Below are 25,106 nucleotides of genomic sequence, written 5' to 3' on the forward strand. Positions count from 1 at the left end.
ACTGCGCTCATGGCGTGGCCGCTGGTGGAAGCAGATGACCGATCCGATCCAGCGCCTGCTGGAGCATCCGGCGGTCTTGCCAAAGCTGTTCGGGCAGCGCCAGCAAGGCACGCACGCGTACCTTCACGATGGCATAGGCGTGAGCGAAGGCCGCCGCCTTGTCCGCATCGCTGCCTTCGACCCCGGCCGGATCCGGCAAGCCCCAGTGGCTGCGGATGAAGTCACCGAACACCACCGGACAGGCTTCCGCTGCCGCCGCATCGCAGACAGTAATCACCAGATCCATGGGGGCGGCATCAGCAAACTCGTCCCAGGATTTGCTGCGCAGTCCAGCGACGAGGATGCCTTCGGCGCGCAGCTGGGCAAGCGCGAACGGATTGACCTGGCCGGTCGGGCGGCTGCCGGCACTGAAGGCCATGAAGCGCTCGCCGCCCCATGCGCGCAGGATGGCCTCGGCCATCACACTGCGGGCGCTGTTGCCGGTGCAGAGGAACAGGATGGAGCGGGACATGGCGGCGTTTCCGTTTCAGCAACTGCAGGGATTGCGTGGCGGTGTGCACTGCTCTCCGGGCGAGCCGGCGCAGCAATTGTGGGTCAGGTACTGGATCAGGCCGGTCATTGCGCTGAAGTCCGCGCGGTAGCAGACGTGGCGACCCTGGTTCTCGTTCTCGACCAGGCCTGCCTGTACCAGCTCCTTCAGGTGGAAGCTGAGGGTGGCGGGTGCGACCTGGAGGACTGTGGCGATGTCGCCGGCCATGCGACCGGCTGGGCCGGCCTCGACCAGCAGGCGGAAAGCCGCCAGACGGGTGGCATGGCCGAGCGCAGTGAGGGCAGCGATCACGTTTAACGTTTCCATATTTATAGAATAATCGAAATAATGAGTCGGCCGCAACGCCTTCGTCGCCCCATCTGCTAGAAGACTTGCTTCCCCAGCCTGATCACCGGCCGGTGGCGGCTGGGCGCCTGCTGCAGCATCCGGGCTGGGAAACGCGTGCGGCCCGATATTGGGTGGCGTAGGGCCTTCAGGTTGGGCCAGTCGGTGCCGTCAGCCGGGCCGGTGTGCGCGTGGGCAGATCGCGATGCGCTGGCTGCGCTGGTCGATGAGCAGGACCGCATCCTGCAGTGCATGCGCACCCAGCACGGCCTCCGGATACCGATCGGACACCCGCACCTCGAGCCCGCGCAGGGTGAGTCCACTCACCACCACCGGTTCGGCCAGCCATGCGCGGCCCGCTTCGAGCTGGCCGTGGCCGAGGGTCAGCCGCTCGCCGTCGCGCACCGCACCCGCCGAGGCCTGCCGGTAGAGTGCCGTGGGGAGCACCATTGCGACGTTGGCACCGGTGTCCAGTTGCGCTTCAGTGGCAACGGTGCCGATCGTCACCGGAATGCGGAAGGCACGTGTGTAGGACAGCGTGCCCGGCTGCGCGGGCAGGAGCTGGATGTCGCGACGGAACTGCAGGCGCCGTTGCGGATAGTCGATCACCAGCAGGCCATCAGCGAAGAACCCGCGCGCCAGGATCCCGTCGAATGCTGCCGCCGCTGATGCCCGCGTGTTGTAGTCGCGGGTGAGCGCAGTCACCTCGCTGCGTCGTACGGTACCGAGCGCCAGCGCGGCAATGCGTGCGGTCTCCGTCGCCGCGGTCTGCACGCCGTCCGAATTGGCGGTGGGCGCGCCAGCCGGCAGCGCCAGCCGGCGCACCAGGCGTGCATCTGCGCGGGCCAGACCGCTGGCGCCGGTATCGACGGCGAACCGGTAGGGGCCGGAATCGTTGACCCGTACCTGCACATGGATGCGGCCGTCGACGACATCGAATGGAACATCGACCAGGGGCTGGCCCGGGCGTGTGGCGAGCGAGCAGGCGGCCTCTGTTGCCGGCGACCCGTACAGGGCGGTGGGCAGCGCCAGGGTGAGGGCCAGGAGGCCGGGCCTGAGCGGCCTTGTTGGGGCGTCAGGGGAGTGCGGCGCGTGCGTCATGATGATGTTCCATGGTGTCCAGCAACATCTGATGCCGGCGGGGCGGCGGCGGTTGCGTTTGCACGCACGGACTGTGAACTGTTGCGCGAGTTGACGTTGCTGGCCACCAGGCGCAGGCTTGGCCGGCACGTTTCCTAACTTGAAGGGAGACTCATGAACGCCACGGCCTCGCTGCACCCGGCGCCTGACGCCCCGGCCCGTTCACGCCTCTGGCGTGTGTTCTGGCTGCAAGGCGTCATTCCCAGCAACCTGCTGTGGGCCGTGGCCCTCTGGGCCCTGGCCAACCAGCGCACCACGCTGCTGCTGGGGGTGTTCGCGGTCCTGCTGCTGTATACCGGTTGGATCATCCCGGCGGTCTGGCGGGCGGCGCCTGCCGCGCGCACCCCGGATCTGGGCGTGGCCGCGCGCGGCCTGACCGTGGCCTGGGGGCTGAACACCGTGCTGGTGATCTTCTTCCTGACCCTGCAGCGGGTGGCTCAATAGAACTGAACAGGCTCGCCGCTGCGGTCGAAGGCGGCAAAGCGCCCGATCTGCCCCTCATGGATGGCATTGACCATCAGCCTCAGCGGGCGTGCGGCTTCATCGCTGTTCGGCGCGATGCCGGCGCGGCCGTCCATCGCCGCCACGAACACCAGGTCCCAGTCGATGCCGGTAGTGGTGGACTCGGCCAGCAGCGCCTGGAAGCCCGGCACCTCGCCGGGCAGCTTGTCCACGCACAGCACCGGCGACAGGGTGCCCCCTTCGCGGCGGTCATGCCGGTCGCGCTGGTCGTCGGTCGGCGATTCGGGCAGCTCCGCGCGCACGAATACGAACAGCAAGCGTTGCGGTTCAGCCTGCTGGCCTGCGGCGTGCAGCAGCTGCTGGAAATCGTTCATCATCATGAGGGTTGTCACACGCCCACTGCACGGAAAGCCGCATGCTGCCACAACGGCTGCGGCGCGGGGCCGATGGCGATTGATTTAAGTCATGCCGCTGGAACTGCACGCCGCGTACTCTGGCACTCATTCCAGCAGGCGAGGGTTTCCGGACCGTTCCGGGCACAGGCAAGACGGTGGAGCAACAAGGTGGACCAGCCATGAGCCAACTCGCCGACGGTTTCGGTCGCAGCTTTCCGTACCTGCGCCTGTCGTTGACCGAAGCCTGCAACTTCCGTTGCAGCTACTGCCTGCCCGACGGTTACCAGGCCGAGGGCCGCCCGCGCTTCCTGCAGGTGGATGAGATTGCACGACTGGTGCGCGCCTTTGCTGTGCTGGGCATGAGCAAGATCCGGCTGACCGGCGGCGAGCCGAGCCTGCGCAAGGACCTGGACGAGATCATCGCGACCGTGGCGGCGGTGCCGGGTATCCGCAAGGTGGCCATCACCACCAATGGCACCCTGCTGCCGCGGCGGCTGCCGGGCTGGCACCGGGCTGGCCTGACCGCGCTGAACGTGAGCATGGACAGCCTGCGCCGCGAGCGCTTCAGGGCCATCACCGGGCACGATCGCCTTGCCGAGATCGAGCAGGGCCTGGCCCTGGCGCAGGCCTTGGGGCTGCCGGCGATCAAGCTCAACGCGGTGCTGTTGCGCGGCCTGAACGACGACGAGCTGTCGCAGTGGATGGAGTACCTGCGCGACCGCCCATTCAGCGTGCGCTTCATCGAACTGATGCGCACCGGCGACAACGAAGCCTATTTCCAGCGCCACCACCTGCGCGCCGACGTGGTGATCGAGCAGTTGCTGGCAGCCGGCTGGCATGAGCGCCCGCGCGCAATCGATGCGGGCCCGGCCCGCGAGTTCGGGCATCCGGACCATCGCGGCAGCATCGGCATCATCGCCCCGTACGCGCGTGACTTCTGCAAGGGTTGCAACCGCCTGCGGGTCACCGCCAAGGGCGATCTGCGGCTGTGCCTGTTCGGCGACTTCGGTGTGCCGCTGCGCCCGCTGCTGCAGCGCGATGAGGACCACGACGCGCTGCTGGCGCGGATCACCACACAGCTTGGCCTGAAAGCGGCCGGGCATGGATTGCACCAGGGCCAGACCGGGCTGACCCCGCACCTGGCCTCGATCGGAGGATGAGCAGCACGATGAGTGGGGAATTGAATGCGGCCTTCCATATGGCCGATGTCCGCAGCAAGCGCATCACCCGCCGCCGTGCGGTGGCGGTAGGCGAACTGCACGCCGGTCCGGTGGCCTATCCGCTGATCGTCGAGCGCCGCCTGCCCAAGGGCGATGCGCTGGTGATGGCCGAGATTGCCGGCCTGCAGGGCGCCAAGATGGCCTCGATGCTGATGCCGCTGTGCCACCCGCTGCCGCTGGAACTGGTGCAGGTGTTCTGCGCGCCGGTGCCGGAGCGGCAGGCGATCCGCGTGTGGTGCGAGTGCGCCAGCGAGGCACGCACCGGTGTGGAGATGGAGGCGCTGGCCGGCGTCAACGCCGCGCTGCTGACCCTGTACGACCTGAGCAAGCCGGTGGAGCCGGCGCTGCGCATCGAAGGCATCCGCCTGCTGTTCAAGGAGGGTGGCAAGCGGGGTGTATGGCTGCACCCGGACGGCATGGACGAGGCGGAGCACGCGCGATTCAAGCCGCGTGCGCCGAAGGGTCTCGAGCGCGCAGCCTGTGCGGTGATCACGCTGAGCGACCGTGCCAGTGACGGTGTCTACGACGATGTGTCCGGCCCGACGCTGGTGGCCGGGCTGAACACGCTGGGCGGCGAGGTGGTGGCGGCCGAGGTGCTTCCCGATGGTATCGAGCCGTTGGCCGGACGCCTGCAGGCGCTGTCCGCCGAAGGCGTGCGGCTGTGCCTGTGCACCGGCGGTACCGGGCTGGGTCCGCGTGACCTGACCCCGGAGGCGCTGCGTTCCCTGAACGCGCGACCGGTGCCCGGCCTGGCGCAGATGGTGCGCGCGTTGAGCGCGCAGCACACGCCGATGGCCTGGTTGAGCCGCGCCGAAGTGGTGCAGCTGGGCGGCATGCTGGTGTTCGCGCTGCCCGGCAGCCCGAAGGCCGCGGCGCAATGCCTGGAGATCCTGGCGCCAGTGCTGGGCCACGCCCTGGCGATGGTCGATGGCGGGGGCCACGCATGATCGCCTACAGCCAGGCCCTGCAGCATCTGCTGGACGCGGCCACGCCGCTGCCGGCCGAGCGCCTGCCACTGCATGAGGCCGCTGGCCGTACCCTGGCCACTGACATCCACAGTGGGCAAGCGCTGCCGCCGTTCGACAACTCGGCGATGGACGGCTTCGCGCTGCGCGCCGAAGGCGTGACGTTCGAGGCGGGTGCCGGATTCGTGGTGCAGGGCTGGCAGGCGGCCGGCGATGCGGGTGCCGAGGGCGGCGAAGGCGCCTGGGAAATCATGACCGGTGCGCGCATGCCGGCTGGGCTGGATACGGTGGTGCCGGTCGAGAGCGTGGAGATCCTCGCCAGCGAGGACGGCCGCCCGACCCGGATCGCCCTGAAGGGCACGGTCAAGCCGGGCCAGAACGTTCGCCTGCGCGGCCAGGACGTGGGCGAGGGCGAACGCGTGCTGTGCGCCGGGCAGGTGCTGGATATCAATGCGCGCACCCTGCTGCATGCCCTCGGCGTGGGCGAGGTGGCCGTGGTGGCGCGGCCAAAGGCGGCGGTGATCGCCACCGGCAAGGAGCTGGTGACCGAAGCGGCGCAGACGCTGGAATCCGGCCAGATCCGCGACAGCAACCGGCCGTACCTGGTCGGTCGCCTGCAGGCCGCCGGTGCCGAGGTGGTGTGGCAGGGCACGGTGGGCGACGACGTGGCCGCGTTCAATGCGGTGCTGGATGAAGCGCTGGCCGCCGGCGCACAGCTGCTGCTCAGCACCGGCGCGGTGTCGGCCGGGCGCTACGATTTCGTTCCCGATGCGCTGCGTGACCGCGGTGCGCGCATCGTGTTCCACAAGGTGGCGATCCGCCCGGGCAAGCCGCTGCTGTTCGCGGTGCTGCCCAATGGCGCGCTGTACTTCGGCCTTCCGGGCAACCCGGTCTCGGCCGCCGTGGGCCAGCGCTTCTTCGTCGAGCCGGTGCTGCGGCGCCTGCTCGGGCTGGCACCGGAAACCGTGTTGCAGCTGCCGCTGCAGGCCGACGTGCGCAAGCCGCCGGGCCTGCGCTTCCACGCGCGTGCGCGGGTGGAGATGGATGGCCAGGGGCGCCTGAGCGCGCGCGTGCTGTCCGGGCAGGAATCGTTCCGCTTGATGTCCATGCTGCAGGCCAACGCCTGGGTGGTGCTGGAGGCCGAGGGTGACCTGGCCGCTGCCGGCAGCTACGTGCGCGTGCAGGGCTGGGGTCACCATGACCCGGTGCAGCTGGCGAGCCAGGAGTCATGATGAAACAGGTGAATCTTCAGTTGTTTGGTGCGTTTTCCGATCTGGATGCCAGCCGCGAGATCGCGGTGGAGGTGGCCGGTGGCACCGTGGCCGACCTGCGCCAGGCGTTGCGCGAGCTGCTGCCGACGCGTTGGCCGGGTTTCCGTGCCGGCCTGCTGGACTACTCGGCATTTGCCGACCAGCAACGCGTGCTGCGTGACTACGAAGCGCTGCCCGACGATGGCCGGGTGGCGATCCTGCCGCCGGTAAGCGGGGGCTGAACCATGAGCGAGAAGATCATCGCCAAGGTGGTGGACCGCGCGCAGGCGGCGATCGATCCGGCCGAGGGCATCGCTGCGGTGTCTGATGCGGGCTTCGGTGGCATCGACGTATTCATCGGCAAGGTACGCGACGTCAACGTCGGCCGGCCGGTGACCGGGATCACCTACGATCTGTTCGAGCCGTTGGTGTTGAACGAATTCAAGCGTCTGGCGGCAGAGGTGGAGGCCAGGTTCGGGCCAAGGCTGAAGCTGTATGTGGCCCATGCGAAGGGCCGGCTCGGCATTGGCGATGTGGCGGTGGTGGTGGCTGCGGGCAGCCCGCACCGCGACGAGGCGTTCCGGGCCTGTCGGCAGTTGATCGAGGTGGTGAAGCACCAGTGCCCGATCTGGAAGCAGGAGCACTACCAGGATGGCGACAGCGAGTGGAGCGAGGGCTGCAGCCTCTGCCATGCGGACAGCGAGCCGGCGCATGCGCGTGACCACGCGCACGACCACTCCCATTGAGTCCGCTGCAGCCACGCATGGCGTGGCTCTACTGCGATGAGCATTGCCGGCATCGTGCTGGCCGGTGGCCTGTCCAGCCGCATGGGCCGCGACAAGGCGCTGTTGCCGTGGCACGGGCGCACCCTGCTGGAGCACATGCAGGGCCTGCTGTTGCAGGCCGGGGCGGAGCGGGTCTGGGTGAGTGGTGACTATCCCGCCTTTGCTGGCATCCCCGATCAGGTGGCACGTTGCGGCCCTCTTGGCGGGCTCTACAGCGTGGCGATGCGCATGCCGGATGGCCCGGCGTGGGTGGTGCCGGTGGATACGCCACTGCTGCCGGCCCGATTGCTGCAGCAATTGCGTGACGGCCATCGCGGTCCGTGCACGATCTTTTCCGCCCACCCCCTGCCCATGCTGCTGGAGATGGACGATGCTAGTCGCAGCGTGCTGGGATCGATGCTGGACGACCCGCAGGGTCCGCGCTCGCTGCAGGCGTTGCAGCGTCGCCTTGGCGTGAACAGCATGGCGCTGGCTTCGGTTGACGAAGCCTGCCTGGTCAACTGCAATACCCCCGAACAATGGGAGGATGTTGCGTCATGAAAGTGCAGTTGCAGGATCAATCGGTACGGCTTCGCCTGGACGAGGCTGAACTGGCGCGCCTGCTGGCCGGTGAGTCGGTCGAGAACATGACCCGTTTCGGTGGCGCTGAAGGGTGGGGCCTGGCCGTCTCGCTGCATGGCGGTGAGCAGCCGGTACTGCTTGACGGCGGCACGTTCTGCCGCCTGGTTCTGCCGCGGGACGCCGTGCTGTCGCTTTCCGCACGGTTGCCGTGCCGCGATGGCCTTTCTTTCGAGCTTGCCCTGGAAGAGGGCGGCCTGCTGCAGCTGCAGTTCGATGTGGACGTGCGCGACAGCGTGCGCCAGCGCGGGCCCGCCCGCCGCTCCGAACCCGCGGTTTGACAAATGTCAGGGGCAGGCGGGAAACCGGCCCCTGATTGATCCAGATCAACCCCGTCGCTGTTGCTGCGCGGCCTAATGGCTGCATGACGACGGGTCACAACTTGAAACGCAGTACCCACGTCATTCCACAGCCTTGGAGCCATGTATGACCGTTGGTAGCGATCCTGTTGTCCGCAGCTCTGCCCGTGCTGGTCGCCTGATCAGTGACTGGACGCCGGAAGACCCCGGCTACTGGGAGCGCACCGGCAAGCGGGTCGCCACCCGCAATCTGGTCATCTCGATCCCGTCGCTGCTGCTGGCGTTCTCGGTCTGGGTACTGTTCTCGGCGGTGTCGATCAGCCTGCCGAAGATCGGCTTCGCATTCAGCACCGACCAGCTGTTCTGGCTGGTGGCACTGCCCAGCCTGTCTGGCGCCACGCTGCGCATCTTCTATTCCTTCGTGATCCCGATCTTCGGTGGTCGCCGCTGGACCGCGCTGTCCACGGCCTCGCTGCTGGCGCCGACGATCTGGCTCGGTTTCGCGGTGCAGGACCCGGCCACGCCGTACTGGGTGTTCGTCGCCATTGCCATCCTGTGTGGCTTCGGCGGCGCGAACTTCTCCTCGTCGATGTCCAACATTTCCTTCTTCTACCCGAAGCAGAAGCAGGGCCTGGCGCTGGGCCTGAACGCCGGCCTGGGCAACGTGGGCGTGTCGGTGGCACAGGCGGTGATCCCGCTGGTGATCACCGTGGGCGTGTTCGGAGCGCTGGGTGGGGCGCCGCAGCCTACGCTGGAAGGCGGAGCGCCGCTGTTCCTGCAGAACGCCGGTTTCATCTGGGTGCCCGCGATCGCGCTGTGTGCCGTTGCGGCCTGGTTCGGCATGAACGACCTGACCAGCGCCCGTTCCTCGTTCTCCGAACAGGCGGTGATCTTCCGCCGCAAGCACAACTGGCTGATGTGCTGGTTGTACATCGGTACGTTCGGATCCTACATCGGCTTCTCTGCCGGCTTCCCGATGCTGGTGAAGAGCCAGTTCCCGGACGTGAACCCGCTGGCCTATGCCTTCATCGGTCCGCTGCTGGGTGCACTGATGCGCTCGGTCGGCGGCAGCCTGGCCGATCGCTGGGGCGGCGCGCGGCTGACCTTCTGGGTGTTCGCGCTGATGATCGCAGCCGTGTTCGGCGTGCTGCACTTCCTGCCCAGCCACGGCCAGGGCGGCAACTTCCACGGCTTCCTGCTCAGCTTCATGGCGCTGTTCGTGCTCAGCGGCATCGGCAACGGCACCACGTTCCGCATGATCCCGGTGATCTTCCGCACCCTGCATGAGCGCTGGTCAGCCAACCAGAATGCCGAGGGCAAGGCCGCGGCCATGCACCAGGCCAGCATCGAGTCGGCCGCCGTGGTCGGTTTCTCCGGCGCGATCGGTGCCTACGGCGGCTTCTTCATTCCCAAGAGCTACGGCTCTTCCATCACCTTGACCGGCAGCCCCGACATGGCGCTGTACGGATTCGTTGTGTTCTACGTCACCTGCCTGGCCGTGACCTGGTGGTGGTACTACCGGCGCGGTGCCGAGACACCCTGCTGACGACATGAAAACGCACCGCAGCCAGACGACACACACAGCCACGATGCCAATGTCCGCAAAGGGAGATCCCCGATGAGTTATTTCCTTGATCGCTTGCAGTTCTTCAAGCGTGACCCCCAGACCTTTGCCGATGGCCACGGATTCGCCAAGAGCGAAGGCCGTGACTGGGAAAACAGTTACCGCTCACGCTGGCAGTACGACAAGATCGTACGCTCCACCCATGGCGTGAACTGCACCGGCTCCTGCAGCTGGAAGATCTACGTCAAGAATGGCCTGGTCACCTGGGAAACCCAGCAGACCGACTACCCCCGCACGCGCCCGGACCTGCCCAACCACGAACCGCGTGGCTGCCCGCGTGGCGCCAGCTATTCCTGGTACCTGTACAGCGCCAACCGCCTGAAGTACCCGCTGATCCGCGGCACGCTGCTGCGCCTGTGGCGCGAGGCACGCAGGAGCAAGGCCCCGGTGGACGCCTGGGCCAGCATCGTCGAGGACAAGGACAAGGCGCGCTCGTACAAGAGCCGGCGCGGCATGGGCGGCTTCGTGCGCCTGCAGTGGGAAGAGGCCAACGAGATCATCGCCGCCTCCAACCTGTACACGGTGAAGCAGTACGGCCCCGACCGCGTGGTCGGCTTCTCGCCGATTCCGGCGATGTCGATGGTGTCCTACGCCGCCGGTGCGCGCTACCTGTCGCTACTGGGCGGCGCCTGTCTGTCCTTCTATGACTGGTACTGCGATCTGCCACCGGCCTCGCCGCAGATCTGGGGCGAGCAGACCGACGTGCCCGAATCGGCCGACTGGTACAACAGCCGCTACATCATCGCCTGGGGCTCGAACGTACCGCAGACGCGCACCCCGGACGCGCACTTCTTCACCGAGGCGCGCTACAACGGGACCAAGACGGTGGCGATCTGCCCCGACTATTCCGAGCTGGCCAAGCTCACCGACCACTGGCTGCATCCCAAGCAGGGCACCGATGCCGCGCTGGCGTTTGCGTTCGGCCACGTGATCCTGCGCGAGTTCCACGTCGATACGCCCTCGCAGTACTTCCAGGACTACTGCCGCCAGTACTCGGACATGCCGATGCTGGTGCGCCTGGAACGCCGTGACGATGGTCGCCTGGTGCCGGGCCGCTTCCTGCGCGCCAGTGAGCTGGGTGGCCTGGGCGAAGCCAACAACCCGGACTGGAAGACCCTGGCCTATGACGAGCGCAGCGGCCAGATCGTGGTGCCCAACGGCTCGATCGGCTTCCGCTGGGGCGAGAAGGGCAAGTGGAACATCGAAGAGAAGGAAAGCAACGGCACCGATACACGCCTGCGCCTGAGCCTGGCCGAGGCCCATGAGGGCATCGAAGCGGTGAGCTTCCCGTACTTCGGCGGCATCGAAACCGACGGCTGGACCGCCGCCCCCGCCGACGACGTCCTCGAACGCAACATTCCGGTGCGCCGGCTGGCCCTGGCCGACGGCGGCCAGACCCTGGTCGCCACGGTCTACGACCTGCTGCTGGCCCAGTACGGCGTGGACCGTGGCTTTGGCGGTGGCAACGTCGCCAGCAGCTTCGATGACATGGTGCCGGGCACGCCCGCCTGGCAGGAACGCATCACCGGCGTGTCGCGTGCGGAAGTCATCGAGATCGCGCGCGAGTTCGCGCGTACCGCCGACAAGACCCATGGCCGTTCGATGATCATCGTCGGCGCCGGCATGAACCACTGGTTCCACAACGACATGAACTACCGCGGCCTGATCAACATGCTGATCATGTGTGGCTGCGTGGGCCAGACCGGCGGCGGCTGGGCCCATTACGTCGGGCAGGAAAAGCTGCGCCCGCAGACCGGCTGGCAGCCGCTGGCGTTCGGCCTGGACTGGAGCCGCCCGCCGCGCCACATGAACGGAACCTCGTTCTTCTACTTCAACACCGGGCAGTGGCGCTACGAGAAGCTGCAGGTGGACGAGCTGCTGTCGCCGCTGGCCGATGCCAGCAAGTACAGCGGCAGCCTGGCTGACCTGAACCTGCGCGCAGTGCGCATGGGCTGGCTGCCCTGCGCACCGCAGCTGGACCGCAACCCGCTGCAGCTGGTGCGCGAGGCCGAAGCGGCCGGCGTGGCGCCGGCCGACTACGCGCTGGGCAAGTTCAAGGATGGCTCGCTGGATTTCGCCTTCGCCGACCCGGATGCACAGCAGAACCACCCGCGGATGATGTTCATCTGGCGCTCGAACCTGCTGGGTTCGTCGGGCAAGGGCCACGAATACATGCTTCGGCACCTGCTGGGCACGCGCCATGGGCTGCAGGGCAAGGACCTGGGCGAGATGGGCGCGATCAAGCCCGAGGAAGTGAAGTGGCGTGATGAGGCTCCGGAAGGCAAGCTCGACCTGCTGGTGACGCTCGACTTCCGCATGTGCACCACCGCGCTGTACTCGGACATCGTGCTGCCGACGGCCACCTGGTATGAGAAGGACGATCTCAACACGTCCGACATGCACCCGTTCATCCACCCGCTGTCGAAGGCGGTGGATCCGGCCTGGGAGTCGCGCAGCGACTGGGAGATCTTCAAGGAGGTTGCCCGTACCGTGAGCGAGATGGCGCCGGGCGTACTGGGCGTGGAGAAGGATCTGGTGCTGGTGCCGACCCTGCATGACACCCCCAACGAACTGGGCATGCCATTCGGCGTGGCTGACTGGAAGAAGGGCGAGTGCGAGGCTATTCCGGGCCAGAGCATGCCGTCGATGACGGTGGTGGAGCGCGATTACCCGAACCTGTACCGCAAGTTCACTTCGCTCGGCCCGTTGCTGGACACGCTCGGCAACGGTGGCAAGGGCATGAGCTGGGACACCCGGCACGAGGTCGACTTCCTCGGCAAGCTCAACCACACCGTGCACGATGAGGGGGTCAGCCAGGGCCGTCCGGCGATCTCGACCGCGATCGATGCGGCCGAGGTGATCCTGCACCTGGCACCGGAAACCAATGGCCATGTGGCAGTGAAGGCCTGGGAATCGCTGGGCACCTTCACCGGCCGCGAGCACACCCATCTGGCGGTAGGCAAGGAGCACGAGGCGATCCGCTTCCGTGACATCCAGGCGCAGCCGCGCAAGATCATCTCCTCGCCGATCTGGTCGGGCCTGGAAGACGACAATGTCAGCTACAACGCCGGCTATACCAACGTGCACGAGCTGATTCCGTGGCGCACGGTGACCGGACGCCAGCAGTTCTACCAGGACCATGAGTGGATGATCGACTTCGGCGAGGCCTTCATGGGCTACCGGCCACCGGTCAACACGCGCACGGTGGAGCCGCTGCTGAACCAGCGCCCGAACGGCAACAAGGAGATCGTGCTGAACTGGATCACACCACACCAGAAGTGGGGCATCCACAGCACCTACAGCGACAACCTGATCATGCAGACGCTGTCGCGCGGTGGCCCGATCGTATGGATCAGCGAGGACGACGCGCGCAGCGCCGGTATCGTCGACAACGACTGGATCGAACTGTTCAACGTCAACGGCGCGATTGCCGCGCGTGCGGTGGTCAGCCAGCGCGTGATGCCGGGCATGGCGATGATGTACCACGCCCAGGAACGCATCATCAACGTGCCGGGCTCGGAAATTTCAGGCACCCGCGGCGGTATCCACAATTCGGTAACCCGCATCGTGCTCAAGCCCACTCACATGATCGGCGGCTACGCGCAGCTGGCCTACGGCTTCAACTACTACGGCACCTGCGGCACCAACCGCGATGAATTCGTGATCGTGCGCAAGATGGACAAGATCGATTGGCTTGACGATGAACAGGGACGTTCGAGTGTCGCGAGCGCAGGACGCGCAGGAGCGACCGATGAACAGGGACGTTCGAGTGTCGCGAGCGCAGGACGCGCAGTAGCGACGGGCGAGGCAATACCGGCTGCCGCCAAGGAGGTGGTGTGATGAAGGTCCGTGCACAGATCGCGATGGTGCTTAACCTGGACAAGTGCATCGGCTGCCATACCTGCTCGATCACCTGCAAGAACGTCTGGACGTCACGCGAGGGCGTCGAGTACGCCTGGTTCAACAACGTGGAAACCAAGCCGGGCATCGGTTATCCCAAGGAATGGGAGAACCAGGACAAGTGGAACGGCGGCTGGGTGCGCACCCGCGCCGGCAAACTGGTGCCCCGCGCCGGTGGCCGCTGGCGCATGCTGGCGAAGATCTTCGCCAACCCGGACCTGCCGCAGATCGACGACTACTACGAGCCGTTCGACTTCGACTACCAGAACCTGCACACCGCCAAGGACAGCCAGCACCAGCCCACCGCGCGGCCGCGCTCGCTGATCAGTGGCGAACGCATGCAGAAGATCGAGTGGGGCCCGAACTGGGAGGAGATCCTGGGTTCGGAGTTCAGCAAGCGCTCGCGCGACTACAACTTCGACCAGGTGCAGAAGGAGATCTACGGTGCCTTCGAGAAGACCTTCATGATGTACCTGCCGCGCCTGTGCGAGCACTGCCTGAACCCGGCGTGCGTATCGGCCTGCCCATCGGGCGCCATCTACAAGCGCGAGGAAGACGGCATCGTGCTGATCGACCAGGACAAGTGCCGGGGCTGGCGCATGTGCGTATCGGCCTGCCCGTACAAGAAGATCTACTACAACTGGAAGAGCGGCAAGTCGGAGAAGTGCATCTTCTGTTACCCACGCATCGAGATGGGTGAACCGACCGTGTGCTCGGAAACCTGCGTGGGCCGCATCCGCTACCTGGGCGTGATGCTGTACGACGCCGATCGCATTGCCGAGGCCGCTTCGGTGGCCGCCGAGAAGGACCTGTATCAGGCGCACCTGGACATCTTCCTGGACCCGAACGATCCGGCGGTGATCGCCGCCGCGCGCAAGGAGGGCATTCCGGACAGCTGGCTGGATGCGGCGAAGCAGTCGCCGGTGTACAAGCTGGCGATCGACTGGAAGCTGGCCCTGCCGCTGCACCCGGAGTACCGCACGCTGCCCATGGTCTGGTACGTGCCGCCGCTGTCGCCGATCCAGTCCGCGGCCGAGCGTGGCCGGGTCGGCATGAGCGGCGAGCTGCCGGACGTGGCCTCGCTGCGTATTCCGATGCGCTACCTGGCCAACCTGCTGACGGCGGGTGACGAGGCGCCGGTGGTGCGCGCGCTGGAGCGGCTGATGGCCATGCGTGCCTGGCGCCGGGCCAAGAACGTGGATGGCGTGGAGGATACCGCGGTGCTGGAACAGACCGGGCTGAGCATCGCCCAGGTGGAGGAGATGTATCGCTACCTCGCCATCGCCAACTACGAGGACCGTTTCGTGATACCGACCGGCCACCGCGAGTACGCCAACGATGCCTTCGGTGAACGCGGCGGCTGCGGCTTCACCTTCGGCAACGGCTGCAACGGCGACAGCCCGGCCGACCTGTTCGGCCAGCGCAAGAGCACCACCTTCGTGGTGGACAACGGACCGAACCACCGGCGCAAGGAGGTGGTGTGATGAGCGTGCTCAAGCTGGTCGGGGTGCTGCTGGACTATCCCCGTGAAGAACTGTGGCAGCACGGCGAGGAACTGCTCGCCGCCTGCGACGACCCGGTGCTGAGCGTGGCCCGTCGCCAGCAGCTGCGCAGCTTCGTGCAGCAGCTGCTGCAGACCGATGCGCTGGATGCGCAGGCGGCATGGCTGGCCAGTTTCGACCGCGGCCGCTCGATGAGCCTGCTGCTGTTCGAGCACATCCATGGTGAGTCGCGCGACCGTGGCCAGGCCATGGTCGATCTGGTCGAAACCTACCGCCGCAACGGCTTCGAACTGGATGCACGCGAGCTGCCGGATTACCTGCCGTTGCTGCTGGAGTTCCTGGCCCATCGCCCCGGCAGCGAGGCCCGCGAGTGGCTGCATCACATCGGCCACATCGCCGGGATGCTGGCGGCGCGTGCGGCCGAGCGTGAGCTGCCGCACCGGGTGCTGTTCGAGATCCTGGTCGAAGCCGGTGACGGCAAGGCCGATCTGCAGGCGCTGCGCCAGCGTGCCAGCGAAGAAGTCCGCGACGATACCGCCGAGGCCATGGACCGCTTGTGGGAGGAGGAGGCGGTGCGCTTCGGCGCCGAAGCCCCTGCCGAAGACTGCAAGCCGCCCGTGCGTTCGCCGGCCCGTCCTTCGCATCGAGAGGTCCAGCCATGAGTTACTCCCTGCATCAATTCGTCTTCCAGTACTACCCGTACATCGCCGTGGCGGTGCTGCTGATCGGCAGCTGGGCCCGCTATGACAAGGCCATGTACACCTGGCGCACCGGCTCCAGCCAGATGCTGTCGGACAAGGGCATGCGGATCGGCAGCAACTGCTTCCACATCGGTATCCTGGCCATCCTTGGTGGCCACTTGGTCGGCCTGCTGACTCCGCACGCGGTGTACGAGCACTTCATCACCTCGTCGCAGAAGCAGATGCTGGCGATGGTGGTCGGTGGTGTGTTCGGCGCACTGTGCTTCATCGGCATCAGCATCCTGCTGGTACGCCGCCTGTTCAATGCGCGTGTTCGGGCCACCGGCAGCTTCGCTGACACCCTGGTGTTGGTGCTGCTGTTCGCCCAGCTGTGCCTGGGCCTGTACAGCATCCGGATCTCGTCGGGTCACCTGGATGGTGGCGTGATGGTGCAGCTGGCCGAATGGGCGCAGCACATCGTGACCTTCCGCGCCGGTGCCGCCGACTACATCGAGGGCGTCAGCTGGGTCTACAAGATGCACATCTTCCTGGGCCTGACCCTGTTCCTGATCGCGCCGTTCACCCGCCTGGTGCACGTGTGGAGCATTCCGATCAGCTACCTGTGGCGGCCCTACCAGGTGGTGCGCCGCCGCCAGGCCACGCTGCGCTACGGTCCGCGGGAGTAAGCCATGGGCAACCTGCCGAAATTCCTGCCGATCACCGTGATCGACTCCGCCGCGCCGGTACCGGCCGAGGCGCATGCGCATCACCATGACGCGGCAGTGCAGGGGCCACGTTCGCTCGGCCAGCCGGCACCGTGCCGGCTGTTCGTGGACGAGACCGCGATCAGCGAGGCCGATATCGCCCGTGAGATGCAGCACCACCGGGCGATGCGCCCGGAGCAGTCGCGTGCCGAGGCGGCCCGGGCGCTGGTGGTGCGTGAGCTGCTGCGGCTTGAGGCGCAGCGGCTGGGTCTGCAGGTGCCGCAGGGCAGCCAGCTGAGCGACGAGGAAGTGCTGATCCAGCAATTGCTGGAGGACGCGATCGAGGACCGCGTGCCGACCGACGAGGACTGCCGCCGTTACTTCGAGCAGAACCCGGAGCGGTTCCGCTCGCCCGACCGGGTGCGCCTGCGCCATATCCTGCTGGCCGCGCCAGCCGACGACGTGGCCGGACGCTTCGCCGCGCGCACCGAAGGCGAGCGGCTGGTCGGACTGCTGAGGGAATCGCCGCACTTGTTCGCCGATTTCGCCCTGCGCCATTCGCGCTGTCCCTCCGCCAGTGAGGGCGGTGACCTCGGTTGGCTGCAGCGCGGGCAGACCACGCCGGAGTTCGACCGCCAGGTGTTCCGCCTGCGCGAGGGGCTGGCCGGGTTCCCGGTGGAATCACGCTGGGGCTATCACGTGGTCTGCATCGACGCCCGCGAGGAGGGCCAGCCGCAGCCGTTCGAAACCGTGCTGCCGCAGCTGCGTGACTACCTGGAACTGCAGGTGCGGCAGCGCGAAGTGCAGGCCTACCTGCTGCAGCTGCAGGAACGCTATCCGGTGCGTGGACTGGACCAGATCGAAGCCGAAGCCGAAATCGGCTGACCCATCTTGAACGAGGAAATCCCATGAACCAGGCCCTTGCCCCCGCCAGTGCCGGGCAGCAGCAGCGTGCGCTGTGGCTGAGCACCTTCGCCTTCACTGTATGCTTCGCGGTGTGGATGATCTTCTCGATCATCGGCATCCAGATCAGCGAGCAGCTCGGGCTGAACGACACCCAGTTCGGCCTGCTGATCGCCACGCCGGTACTGACCGGATCGGTCAGCCGCGTGTTCCTCGGCATCTGGTCCGACCAGTTCGGTGGCCGCAAGGTGATGGTGCTGGTGATGCTGTGTGGCGCCGTCGCCACCTGGATGCTGACCTATGCACAGACCTACACCCAGTTCCTGATCGCTGCGCTGTGCGTGGGCATCGCCGGCGGCAACTTCTCGGTGGGCGTGGCCTACGTGTCGAAGTGGTTTCCGGCCAGCAGGCAGGGCACCGCGTTGGGTATCTTCGGCGCCGGCAACATCGGCTCGGCGGTGACCAAGCTGCTGGCACCGTTGGTGATGGTGGCCGCCGGCTGGACCATGGTCGCCAAGGTCTGGGCGGTCGCGCTGGCCGTCACTGCGGTGCTGTTTTTCCTGTTCAGCAAGGAAGACCCGTCGCTGGAGCAGCGTCGCCGCGAAGGCGTGAACCCGGTGCCGTTCGCCGAGCAGATGGCGCCGCTGAAGAATCTGCAGGTATGGCGGTTCTCGCTGTACTACTTCTTCGTATTCGGGGGTTTCGTCGCGCTGGCGCTGTGGCTGCCGCACTACCTGGTGGGTGCCTACGGCATGGACGTGGGTACCGCCGGCATGCTGGCCGCGTGCTACTCGATCCCGGCCAGTCTGTTCCGCGTGGTCGGTGGCTGGATGTCGGACCGGATGGGTGCGCGCCGGGTGATGTACTGGACCTTCGGCGTTTCGGCCATCTGTACGTTCCTGCTGGCCTATCCAGACACCGAGTACGTGGTGAAGGGCATCCACGGACCGATCCATTTCCACCTGGCGATCGGTGTGGTGCTGTTCACGGTGCTGGTGTTCGTGCTGGGCTTCTTCATGTCGCTGGGCAAGGCGGCGGTGTACAAGCACATCCCAGTGTACTACCCGAAGCACGTCGGTGCGGTGGGCGGCGTGGTCGGCATGATCGGCGGCCTGGGTGGCTTCATCCTGCCCATCGTGTTCGGCGCGCTGAATGATGCGGTCGGCATCTGGAGCAGCTGCTTCATGCTGCTGTTCGTGCTGGTGGCCGCCGCGTTGGTCTGGATGCATTTCGCCATCCGCCGCATGGAGCGCCGCCACTTCCCGCAGATCGATCGTGAGACCGACCTGCCGGAGGCCATCGATGCGGCTGCCGCCGAGCGTGTGCGTGGCAGGTGAACGGGGTTGCCGGCCAGCGGCCGGCACTACCGGGACGGTGCGCGGTTGGTGGTGGGGGCTGCCGGCCAGCGGCCGGCACTACCGGGTAGCGGGTGAAAGGGTAGTGCCGGCCGCTGGCCGGCATGACGCCGCAGATGCGCCACGCTTGATTTCAATCAGGGCCACGCGAAGAGGAACGCCCGAAGATGTGTGCCATGAGCCATCACGCCGACGAGAGTGAAGACACTGCGCTGCAGGCAGCATTGCTGCGGCAACCCCGGCATGTGCTGTTTCCGCCGGCGGACCAGTTCAGTACCGGCTTCGGAGAAAGCGGTTGGCGCGCCGCGTTGCGCGCCAGCAACGAGCACCTGATTCCGCGCGGCCTGACCCTGGGGTTCCAGGCGGGCCGTGGTGGCCGCGACGTGCCAGCGCAGGCCTATCTGGAGACCCTGATGCTGGCCCTGAGGCTGCAGGCCGATGCGTTGGCCGAGGACCGCGAGGTGGTGGCAATGGTGCTGCAGCTGGGGTTGGCCGAGACCCTGCCGCCGCCACAGCTCGGCCAGCTCCTGGATGCGGTGCCGCAGCACCTGCGCACCGTGGCCCGCCCGCAGGTGGAGGTTCGATTGGATGCAGGCAGCACGCGGTCACCCGCGCAGCTGCGCGCGGTGGGCTGCACCCGGCTCAATGTGATCGACCGCGCGGATGCGGCAGGGCCGACCCTGCTGGCGCAGGCGCGGCAGGTTGGGTTCACCGCGCGCTACTACCAGCTGCGGGTGCCGGCCAACGAAGACGGCGGCTTCATCGAGCGCCTGCATGAAGTGCTGGCCGAGGCGCCGGAGCGGATCCTGCTGCCGGCACCGTGCGCGCTGCCGCAGCATCCCTCCGCTGCGAACTGGCTGCAGGCATGGCGCCTGCTGGGGGCGGCGGGCTACGAACCGATCGGTGGCGATCACTATCAGCGCGGGGACCTGCCAAACCCGCATGGGCCCGGTGACGGCCAGCGCCATTGCGATCTGGCCGGCGTACCGCGCCGTGACCGCAGCGATTTCATCGGGCTCGGCCTGGCCGCCTGCAGCCAGATAGGCGAAGTGTTCTACCGGTTGCAGGACGAACTGGGCGAATGGCGCGCACGCCTGCAGGCCGGCCACATCGGCGTGTCCGCCGGGCTGATCCTTTCCGAGGACGAGCGGCTGGCGGCTGAAGTGGCGCAAAGCATCGCCTGCGACCATGCACTGGATGCCGCCGCCTTCGAGTGGCGCAATGATGAACCGTTTGAGGCGTGCTTTGCCGGGCAGCTGCCAGCGCTGGCACCGTTGCTCGCACAAGGCTGGGCGCGCTGGGACGGGCGTGTGCTGCGGCTGGCCGAAGAAGGGCGTCTGCTGTGGCGTATGATGGCCGCATGCTTCCGGCCGGCGGCCGCCATCGCTTGAGTGTTGCCCCGATGTCATCGAACCCGCCTTCCCAGGGCCGCCTCGGCCGGGCCACGCCGAACCCCGCCGCCGCCGATGACGGCGACGCGCTGCGCTTCTGCAGCACCTGTGCGTTCTCCGACGCCTGCATCTCGCAGGGCTATGACAAGACCGCGCTGGGGGAGCTGCATGTGCTGGTCGACCATGTCGGCCCGTTCCATGCCGGCGACTACATTTTCCGCGCCGGCGAATCGTTCGATTCGATCGCCGCGGTGCGCGCGGGCATGGTCAAGACCTTCGTCGATGACAGCCAGGGCAACGAGCAAGTGCTGGGCTTCAGCCTGCCGGGTGAAGTGATCGGCCTGAACGCGATCCATGGTGCGCGCTTTCCCTGCAATGCGGTGGCATTGGACACCGTGCACCTGTGCCGGATCTCGTTCCCCAAGCTGAGCCTGCTGGCCACGCGCATGCCGGGCCTGCAGGCCAAGCTGTTCAGCCTGCTCAGCGCGGAGATCGGCAAGGTCGCCACGCTGGCGGCGAACCATCGCACCGAGGAGCGCATGGCCGCGTTCCTGCTGGACATGTCCGAACGCTATGCGCGGCGTGGCTTCTCCGCCACGCGCTTCAACCTGACCATGGCGCGCACCGAGATCGCCAACTACCTGCGGATGGCGCCGGAGACCGCCAGCCGTGTGCTGCGCCGGTTGAGCGATGATGGGATCATCGTCGTGAAGCAGCGCGAGATCCTGTTGCTGCAGCCCGAGCGCCTGGCGGCGCTGGCGGTGGCCGATGAATCCGATCCGAACTGAACCTGGCCGGGAGCCGATGATGAAGCGAGCAGGACTGTTGTTGCTGGGAGTACTGGTTGCGCTGCCGGCCTGGGCTGGCGAGCTGACGGTGTCGGCGGCCTCGAGCCTGACCGAGAGCTTCCGCGAACTGGGGACGGCCTATGAGAAGGCACATCCCGGTACCCGGGTTGATTTCAACTTCGCGGCGTCTGGCGTGCTGCTGCAGCAGATCAGCCGCGGCGCACCGGTGGACGTATTCGCGTCCGCCGATGAAACCACGATGGACCAGGCCCAGCAGCAGGGCCTGCTGGCCGCCGGCAGCCGTGAGGTGTTCGCGGTGAATGCGTTGTGGGTGGTGGTGCCACCGCAATCCACGGCCGCACCGCGTGCGTTGAAGGAGCTGGCCGGTGCTGGCGTGCAACGCATTGCGCTGGGCAACCCGGACAGTGTGCCGGTGGGGCGCTATGCCAAGGGTGCGCTGGAAGCGGCAGGTCTGTGGCCGTCGGTGCAGGGCAAGACCATCACCACGCAGAACGTGCGCCAGTCGCTGGATTACGTGGCGCGTGGCGAGGTGGATGCAGGTTTTGTCTACGCCACCGATGCGCAGGCCATGCCTGACCGGGTTCGCCGTGCCTTCGCCGTCCCGGTATCGGGGCGCATCGCCTATCCGCTGGCGGTGACCCGGGCCAGCACGCAGCCGGCGGAGGCCAAGCGCTTCACCGCCTTCGTGCGTTCGGCACAGGGCCAGGCGATCCTGGCCAGGCACGGGTTCGGCAAGCCCTGAGGCATGGACCTGGACTGGAGCGCACTGGGGCTGTCGCTGAAGGTGGCCGGCTGGGCCACCGCGATCAACCTGGTGCTGGGGGTCGCGCTGGGCGCGCTGCTGGCGCGGCGGCGCTTCCCGGGCCGTGAACTGCTCGATTCCCTGTTGACCCTGCCGATGGTGCTGCCGCCCACCGTGCTGGGCTATTACCTGCTGGTGCTGATTGGCCGCAACGGCCCGATCGGCGCGTGGCTGCAGTCGTGGTTCGGTATCAACCTGGTGTTCACCTGGCAGGCCGCGGTGATTGCCGCGGCCGTTGCCTCGCTGCCGCTGGTGTTCAAGCCGGCGCGGGCGGCGTTCGAGGAAGTGGACGGGCAGCTGGAGCAGGCCGCGCGCACGCTCGGCGTTTCCGAGGCCGCAGTGTTCTTCCGCATCACCTTGCCGCTGGCCTGGCGTGGCATTCTCGCCGGCCTGTTGCTGGCGTTCGCGCGCGCGATGGGCGAGTTCGGTGCCACCCTGATGGTGGCCGGCAGCATCCCGGGCCGCACGCAGACGCTGTCGATCGCCATCTACGAGGCGGTGCAGGCCGGCCAGGACGGCAAGGCCAACGCGCTGGTGATCCTGACCTCGGTGGTCTGCATCGTGATCCTGCTGCTCGCGGCACGGCTGGTGGGTGGACGCCGCAGGGAGCTGCGCGATGTGGCTTGACCTGCAGGTACAGCGCCGGTTGCAGGCAGCCGGCCAGGATTTCGTGCTGGACGTATCGTTGCAGTGCACGCAGCGGCAGGTGGTGCTGTTCGGTCCGTCCGGCGCAGGCAAGAGCCTGACCTTGAAAGCGGTGGCCGGATTGCTGCGGCCGGGGCAGGGCCATGTGCGCCTGCAAGGGCAGACCCTGTTCGATGCGCTGCGCGGCGTCGACCTGCCGCCACAGCGACGGCGGCTGGGCTACGTGTTCCAGGACTACGCGCTGTTCCCGCACCTGAGCGTGCGCCAGAATGTGGCGTTCGGGCTGCACAAGGGCTGGTTGAATCCACGCCCCGGCCAGCGCTTCGACGCGGTGGAGCAGTGGCTGCACGCGTTCCGCATCGATACGGTGGGCGATCTGCTGCCGTCGCAGGTTTCCGGTGGCCAGCGCCAGCGCACCGCCCTGGCCAGGGCATTGGTGACCCAGCCGCAGGCGTTGCTGCTGGATGAACCGTTCTCCGCCCTGGACCATGACCTGAGGCAGCACCTGCGCCAGGAGCTGGAAGCGGTGCTGGACAAGACGGGTATTCCGTTGCTGCTGATCAGCCATGATCCGCAGGATGTGGCCGTGTTCGGCCAGCAGGTGGCACGCGTGGTGGACGGACGCATCGTCGGCGATTGAGGGTGCCGGCGTGATCGTGGGCGCGCCGATGTGAGGCCTTGCCGCGGAACCTTGTAGAGCCGAGCCCACGCTCGGCTGCCTTCCGCGTTGCTGCCAACAACAGCCGAGCATCGGCTCGGCTCTACAGGATCAACGGATCAATACAACTCGCAGTGGATACGGCCTTCGCTGCGCAGCGCCTCCCAGTGGCCCTCGCCGGCGATCAGGTCGATGGCCTCGCGTACCGCACCCTCCAGGTGGCTCTTGTTGCCGCACAGGTAGAGATGTCCGCCGCGCGCAAGTACGTCGCGTACCTCGTGGCTGCGTTGCCGCAGCACGTGCTGCACATAGACCTTGTCGGCGCCATCGCGCGAGAACGCGGTATGCAGGCCAGCCAGTACGCCCCGCGCCTGCCAGTCCTGCAGCTGCTCCTGGTACAGGAAATCATGCGCGCGATGCTTCTCGCCGAACACCAGGTGCGCCTCGTGCCCGCAGGCCCTGGCCTGCAGTTCCTGGATCAGGCCCATCAACGGCGCGATGCCGGTACCGGTACCGACCAGCAACAGCGGGGGCTGTCCAGCATCCGGCAGATGGAAGCCGGGATTGGAACGGCAGTACACGCGGGCGTGGCCACTGCCATGCAGCAGGCTTCCGGTCGCCGTGCCGGAGCGTTCGCGGCCGCGCAGGGGGTAGCGCACCTCGCGCACGCACAGGCTCAGTGTGTCATCACCCGGGTGCGATGCGATGGAATATGCGCGGGGCAGGCGCGGCGACAGCAGCTCGCGCAGGCGTGGCAGCGGGACGCTGTCAGGGGTGGCGTGGTCCTGCAGTACATCCAGCAGGTCCAGGCCATGCAGGTAGGCCTCCAGCTCGCGCTTCTGGCTGACCTTGAGCAGGCCCTTCAGCGTTTCGCTGCCACCCAGCCTGGCCAGTTCGCGCAGCACGCTCTTGCTGAGCAGGCGCAGTTCGCGGTCGCACAGGCTGGCAACGGCGGTACTGTCGCCGTACCAGCGCGCCAGTGCCTGCAGCAGTGCCGGGTCGTTTTCCGGTACCACGTGCAGGGTGTCGCCCGCGCGGTAGGCCATGCCGCTGCCCGCGATACCCAGCTGCAGGTGCCAGGCGGCCGGGTCGCTGCCGTTCAAGCGCCGGCGTTCAAGGATCGGTGCGGAAAAGGCATTGTCTTCGCCGTAGGCGGTCACCTGCAGGCGCAGGTCGAGGCCGGCGGTGTTGTCGCCTTGCAGCACCTGGCCGAGCACCGGCTGCCATTGCTGGAAGAACTGCTCGTACCCCAGGTCGGCATCCACGCGCTGCAGCAGCGGCTGTGCATGGCGCTCGCTCAGCGCCGCATCCAACGCCTTGGTGAAGCCACAGAAGCTGGGATAGCCGGTGTCACCGAGGCCGAACACGGCGTAGCGCAGGCCGGACAGCGTCGGGGTCTGGCGCAGCGTTTCGAAGAACTGCTCGCCGTTGGCCGGTGGCTCGCCGTCGCCGAACGAACTGGAGATTGCCAGCAGTACGTCGCCGTGGCCGAGGCTGGCCACGTCGATGTCATTGAACGGAAGGATCTGCGGCCCATGCGGCTGCAGGTCCGCGCCCAGGCGCTGGGCCAGGGCGCGGGCATTGCCCGACTCGGAGGCGAAGCCCACCAGCAGGCGGCTGATGGGCAGGCGGGCCGGGAGGGCGTTCACGCCGCCTCGTAGAAGTCGTCGAACTTTTCCTTGCTGAACTCGACCAGGTCGTAGTTCTGCATCAGGTCGTTCACCACGCGGCGGATGCTGATGTACGAGGTGATGTTGCCCTCGGCATCGAACAGCGGCTGCACCGTGGTGTCGACCACGTAGAGCACGCCGCCCTTGCCGAGATTCGGCACGATACCGGTCCAGGTCTTGCCGGCCTTGATGGTGTCCCACATGTCCTTGTAGACGGCCTTGGGCACGTCCGGGTGGCGCACGATGCTGTGGGGTTGGCCGATCAGCTCCTCGCGGGCGAATCCGGTGAGCGTGCAGAACAGGTCGTTGGCGTAGGTGATATTGCCCTGCAGGTCAGTGGTGGAGATCACCATGACGTTCTGCATGGCGTTCAGCAGCTGGGCGTTGTCGGGGGTGTAGCTCATCGCAGGGTCCTTGTGGATGCCGGTAACGCCGGCGTGTTCGGGTCCTGCATA

Annotated in this window: 26 protein-coding genes; 20 read left to right on the forward strand and 6 right to left on the reverse strand. The window is 67.1% G+C overall.

Annotated elements, in window-relative coordinates; genetic code table 11:
- Positions 1-7: 7 nt before the first annotated feature.
- The 3 genes from Q0P60_RS16555 to Q0P60_RS16565 all read right to left on the reverse strand — a co-directional run bounded on the left by Q0P60_RS16555 (position 8) and on the right by Q0P60_RS16565 (position 1,975).
- The gene (locus tag Q0P60_RS16555) at positions 8-511 is read right to left on the reverse strand and encodes an arsenate reductase ArsC (protein ID WP_294995965.1); all 504 of its coding nucleotides are present in this window, start codon (positions 509-511) and stop codon (positions 8-10) included.
- 15 nt (positions 512-526) lie between these two features.
- A complete protein-coding gene (locus tag Q0P60_RS16560) occupies positions 527-856 on the reverse strand; it encodes a metalloregulator ArsR/SmtB family transcription factor (RefSeq protein ID WP_294995968.1) in 330 nt (109 codons plus the stop codon).
- A gap of 189 nt (positions 857-1,045) precedes the next feature.
- Complete coding sequence (locus Q0P60_RS16565; protein ID WP_294995971.1) at positions 1,046-1,975, reverse strand: aspartyl protease family protein; 930 nt, start codon at positions 1,973-1,975, stop codon at positions 1,046-1,048.
- Positions 1,976-2,128: 153 nt separating this feature from the next.
- Between Q0P60_RS16565 and Q0P60_RS16570 the strand changes: the two genes are divergently transcribed.
- Positions 2,129-2,458: a hypothetical protein gene (locus Q0P60_RS16570; protein ID WP_294995972.1), complete on the forward strand. Its 330-nt coding sequence runs from the start codon at positions 2,129-2,131 to the stop codon at positions 2,456-2,458.
- Here Q0P60_RS16570 and Q0P60_RS16575 read toward each other — a convergent pair.
- Entirely contained in the window at positions 2,452-2,856 is a 405-nt protein-coding gene (locus tag Q0P60_RS16575; protein WP_345780341.1) for a ribonucleotide reductase subunit alpha, read from the reverse strand. The genes Q0P60_RS16570 and Q0P60_RS16575 overlap by 7 nt on opposite strands.
- 194 nt (positions 2,857-3,050) lie before the next feature.
- Between Q0P60_RS16575 and moaA the strand changes: the two genes are divergently transcribed.
- From moaA to Q0P60_RS16670, 19 genes are all read left to right on the forward strand, one after another.
- Positions 3,051-4,031 (forward strand): GTP 3',8-cyclase MoaA, encoded by a 981-nt coding sequence (gene moaA, locus Q0P60_RS16580; protein ID WP_294995977.1) that lies wholly within the window; start codon positions 3,051-3,053, stop codon positions 4,029-4,031.
- Between the two features lie 8 nt (positions 4,032-4,039).
- Entirely contained in the window at positions 4,040-5,038 is a 999-nt protein-coding gene (gene moaCB, locus Q0P60_RS16585) for a bifunctional molybdenum cofactor biosynthesis protein MoaC/MoaB (protein ID WP_294996117.1), read from the forward strand.
- Positions 5,035-6,288 carry a gephyrin-like molybdotransferase Glp gene (glp, locus tag Q0P60_RS16590; RefSeq protein WP_294995980.1) on the forward strand — a complete coding sequence of 418 codons (1,254 nt, stop codon included), beginning with the start codon at positions 5,035-5,037 and terminating at the stop codon, positions 6,286-6,288. The genes moaCB and glp overlap by 4 nt, the downstream gene beginning before the upstream one ends.
- Positions 6,288-6,548 carry a MoaD/ThiS family protein gene (locus tag Q0P60_RS16595; protein ID WP_294995983.1) on the forward strand — a complete coding sequence of 87 codons (261 nt, stop codon included), beginning with the start codon at positions 6,288-6,290 and terminating at the stop codon, positions 6,546-6,548. The genes glp and Q0P60_RS16595 overlap by 1 nt, the downstream gene beginning before the upstream one ends.
- A 3-nt stretch (positions 6,549-6,551) precedes the next feature.
- Positions 6,552-7,052: a molybdenum cofactor biosynthesis protein MoaE gene (locus Q0P60_RS16600; protein ID WP_294995986.1), complete on the forward strand. Its 501-nt coding sequence runs from the start codon at positions 6,552-6,554 to the stop codon at positions 7,050-7,052.
- 36 nt (positions 7,053-7,088) lie between these two features.
- A complete protein-coding gene (locus tag Q0P60_RS16605) occupies positions 7,089-7,631 on the forward strand; it encodes a molybdenum cofactor guanylyltransferase (RefSeq protein ID WP_294995988.1) in 543 nt (180 codons plus the stop codon).
- Positions 7,628-7,990, forward strand: coding sequence for a hypothetical protein (locus tag Q0P60_RS16610; protein ID WP_294995991.1), 363 nt, complete (start codon positions 7,628-7,630; stop codon positions 7,988-7,990). Before Q0P60_RS16605 ends, Q0P60_RS16610 begins: the two co-directional genes overlap by 4 nt.
- Before the next feature lie 145 nt (positions 7,991-8,135).
- On the forward strand, positions 8,136-9,554 hold the full coding sequence (locus Q0P60_RS16615; RefSeq protein ID WP_294995994.1) for a NarK family nitrate/nitrite MFS transporter: 1,419 nt from the start codon (positions 8,136-8,138) through the stop codon (positions 9,552-9,554).
- Positions 9,555-9,626: 72 nt separating this feature from the next.
- Positions 9,627-13,472 carry a nitrate reductase subunit alpha gene (locus Q0P60_RS16620; RefSeq protein ID WP_294995996.1) on the forward strand — a complete coding sequence of 1,282 codons (3,846 nt, stop codon included), beginning with the start codon at positions 9,627-9,629 and terminating at the stop codon, positions 13,470-13,472.
- On the forward strand, positions 13,472-15,016 hold the full coding sequence (narH, locus tag Q0P60_RS16625) for a nitrate reductase subunit beta (RefSeq protein ID WP_065723460.1): 1,545 nt from the start codon (positions 13,472-13,474) through the stop codon (positions 15,014-15,016). The genes Q0P60_RS16620 and narH overlap by 1 nt, the downstream gene beginning before the upstream one ends.
- Positions 15,016-15,696 carry a nitrate reductase molybdenum cofactor assembly chaperone gene (gene narJ, locus Q0P60_RS16630; protein ID WP_294996000.1) on the forward strand — a complete coding sequence of 227 codons (681 nt, stop codon included), beginning with the start codon at positions 15,016-15,018 and terminating at the stop codon, positions 15,694-15,696. The genes narH and narJ overlap by 1 nt, the downstream gene beginning before the upstream one ends.
- Entirely contained in the window at positions 15,693-16,400 is a 708-nt protein-coding gene (gene narI, locus Q0P60_RS16635) for a respiratory nitrate reductase subunit gamma (RefSeq protein ID WP_294996003.1), read from the forward strand. The genes narJ and narI overlap by 4 nt, the downstream gene beginning before the upstream one ends.
- Before the next feature lie 3 nt (positions 16,401-16,403).
- Complete coding sequence (locus Q0P60_RS16640; protein WP_294996005.1) at positions 16,404-17,303, forward strand: peptidylprolyl isomerase; 900 nt, start codon at positions 16,404-16,406, stop codon at positions 17,301-17,303.
- A gap of 23 nt (positions 17,304-17,326) precedes the next feature.
- Positions 17,327-18,658: a nitrate/nitrite transporter gene (locus Q0P60_RS16645; protein WP_294996007.1), complete on the forward strand. Its 1,332-nt coding sequence runs from the start codon at positions 17,327-17,329 to the stop codon at positions 18,656-18,658.
- Between the two features lie 194 nt (positions 18,659-18,852).
- Positions 18,853-20,067: a coproporphyrinogen III oxidase gene (locus tag Q0P60_RS16650; RefSeq protein ID WP_294996010.1), complete on the forward strand. Its 1,215-nt coding sequence runs from the start codon at positions 18,853-18,855 to the stop codon at positions 20,065-20,067.
- 11 nt (positions 20,068-20,078) lie between these two features.
- Positions 20,079-20,855, forward strand: a complete 777-nt coding sequence (locus Q0P60_RS16655; protein ID WP_294996013.1) for a helix-turn-helix domain-containing protein — start codon at positions 20,079-20,081, stop codon at positions 20,853-20,855.
- A 19-nt stretch (positions 20,856-20,874) separates the two neighbouring features.
- Positions 20,875-21,618, forward strand: coding sequence for a molybdate ABC transporter substrate-binding protein (gene modA / locus Q0P60_RS16660; RefSeq protein ID WP_294996016.1), 744 nt, complete (start codon positions 20,875-20,877; stop codon positions 21,616-21,618).
- 3 nt (positions 21,619-21,621) lie between these two features.
- Positions 21,622-22,305 (forward strand): molybdate ABC transporter permease subunit, encoded by a 684-nt coding sequence (gene modB / locus Q0P60_RS16665; RefSeq protein ID WP_006371078.1) that lies wholly within the window; start codon positions 21,622-21,624, stop codon positions 22,303-22,305.
- On the forward strand, positions 22,295-22,963 hold the full coding sequence (locus Q0P60_RS16670; protein WP_294996023.1) for an ATP-binding cassette domain-containing protein: 669 nt from the start codon (positions 22,295-22,297) through the stop codon (positions 22,961-22,963). The genes modB and Q0P60_RS16670 overlap by 11 nt, the downstream gene beginning before the upstream one ends.
- A 137-nt stretch (positions 22,964-23,100) precedes the next feature.
- Here Q0P60_RS16670 and Q0P60_RS16675 read toward each other — a convergent pair whose 3' ends face one another.
- Both Q0P60_RS16675 and Q0P60_RS16680 read right to left on the reverse strand, forming a co-directional pair.
- Positions 23,101-24,630, reverse strand: coding sequence for a sulfite reductase flavoprotein subunit alpha (locus tag Q0P60_RS16675; RefSeq protein ID WP_294996026.1), 1,530 nt, complete (start codon positions 24,628-24,630; stop codon positions 23,101-23,103).
- Positions 24,627-25,055, reverse strand: a complete 429-nt coding sequence (locus Q0P60_RS16680) for a PAS sensor domain-containing protein (RefSeq protein WP_032128130.1) — start codon at positions 25,053-25,055, stop codon at positions 24,627-24,629. The genes Q0P60_RS16675 and Q0P60_RS16680 overlap by 4 nt, the downstream gene beginning before the upstream one ends.
- Positions 25,056-25,106: the final 51 nt, after the last annotated feature.

The organism is uncultured Stenotrophomonas sp. (genome assembly GCF_945952405.1).
Taxonomy (GTDB): Bacteria; Pseudomonadota; Gammaproteobacteria; order Xanthomonadales; family Xanthomonadaceae; genus Stenotrophomonas.

Excerpts from the sequence above, each read along its gene's own strand:
- Q0P60_RS16600 (WP_294995986.1), top strand. The coding sequence starts at position 6,552 with ATGAGCGAGAAGATCATCGCCAAGGTGGTGGACCGCGCGCAGGCGGCG.
- modB (WP_006371078.1), top strand. The coding sequence starts at position 21,622 with ATGGACCTGGACTGGAGCGCACTGGGGCTGTCGCTGAAGGTGGCCGGC.
- moaCB (WP_294996117.1), top strand. The coding sequence starts at position 4,040 with ATGAGTGGGGAATTGAATGCGGCCTTCCATATGGCCGATGTCCGCAGC.
- Q0P60_RS16650 (WP_294996010.1), top strand. The coding sequence starts at position 18,853 with ATGAGCCATCACGCCGACGAGAGTGAAGACACTGCGCTGCAGGCAGCA.
- Q0P60_RS16575 (WP_345780341.1), bottom strand. The coding sequence starts at position 2,856 with ATGATGATGAACGATTTCCAGCAGCTGCTGCACGCCGCAGGCCAGCAG.
- glp (WP_294995980.1), top strand. The coding sequence starts at position 5,035 with ATGATCGCCTACAGCCAGGCCCTGCAGCATCTGCTGGACGCGGCCACG.
- Q0P60_RS16610 (WP_294995991.1), top strand. The coding sequence starts at position 7,628 with ATGAAAGTGCAGTTGCAGGATCAATCGGTACGGCTTCGCCTGGACGAG.
- moaA (WP_294995977.1), top strand. The coding sequence starts at position 3,051 with ATGAGCCAACTCGCCGACGGTTTCGGTCGCAGCTTTCCGTACCTGCGC.
- Q0P60_RS16655 (WP_294996013.1), top strand. The coding sequence starts at position 20,079 with ATGTCATCGAACCCGCCTTCCCAGGGCCGCCTCGGCCGGGCCACGCCG.
- Q0P60_RS16555 (WP_294995965.1), bottom strand. The coding sequence starts at position 511 with ATGTCCCGCTCCATCCTGTTCCTCTGCACCGGCAACAGCGCCCGCAGT.
- narI (WP_294996003.1), top strand. The coding sequence starts at position 15,693 with ATGAGTTACTCCCTGCATCAATTCGTCTTCCAGTACTACCCGTACATC.
- Q0P60_RS16605 (WP_294995988.1), top strand. The coding sequence starts at position 7,089 with ATGAGCATTGCCGGCATCGTGCTGGCCGGTGGCCTGTCCAGCCGCATG.
- Q0P60_RS16645 (WP_294996007.1), top strand. The coding sequence starts at position 17,327 with ATGAACCAGGCCCTTGCCCCCGCCAGTGCCGGGCAGCAGCAGCGTGCG.
- Q0P60_RS16565 (WP_294995971.1), bottom strand. The coding sequence starts at position 1,975 with ATGACGCACGCGCCGCACTCCCCTGACGCCCCAACAAGGCCGCTCAGG.
- Q0P60_RS16570 (WP_294995972.1), top strand. The coding sequence starts at position 2,129 with ATGAACGCCACGGCCTCGCTGCACCCGGCGCCTGACGCCCCGGCCCGT.
- Q0P60_RS16560 (WP_294995968.1), bottom strand. The coding sequence starts at position 856 with ATGGAAACGTTAAACGTGATCGCTGCCCTCACTGCGCTCGGCCATGCC.
- narJ (WP_294996000.1), top strand. The coding sequence starts at position 15,016 with ATGAGCGTGCTCAAGCTGGTCGGGGTGCTGCTGGACTATCCCCGTGAA.
- Q0P60_RS16640 (WP_294996005.1), top strand. The coding sequence starts at position 16,404 with ATGGGCAACCTGCCGAAATTCCTGCCGATCACCGTGATCGACTCCGCC.
- modA (WP_294996016.1), top strand. The coding sequence starts at position 20,875 with ATGAAGCGAGCAGGACTGTTGTTGCTGGGAGTACTGGTTGCGCTGCCG.
- Q0P60_RS16620 (WP_294995996.1), top strand. The coding sequence starts at position 9,627 with ATGAGTTATTTCCTTGATCGCTTGCAGTTCTTCAAGCGTGACCCCCAG.
- Q0P60_RS16670 (WP_294996023.1), top strand. The coding sequence starts at position 22,295 with ATGTGGCTTGACCTGCAGGTACAGCGCCGGTTGCAGGCAGCCGGCCAG.
- Q0P60_RS16595 (WP_294995983.1), top strand. The coding sequence starts at position 6,288 with ATGAAACAGGTGAATCTTCAGTTGTTTGGTGCGTTTTCCGATCTGGAT.
- narH (WP_065723460.1), top strand. The coding sequence starts at position 13,472 with ATGAAGGTCCGTGCACAGATCGCGATGGTGCTTAACCTGGACAAGTGC.
- Q0P60_RS16680 (WP_032128130.1), bottom strand. The coding sequence starts at position 25,055 with ATGAGCTACACCCCCGACAACGCCCAGCTGCTGAACGCCATGCAGAAC.
- Q0P60_RS16615 (WP_294995994.1), top strand. The coding sequence starts at position 8,136 with ATGACCGTTGGTAGCGATCCTGTTGTCCGCAGCTCTGCCCGTGCTGGT.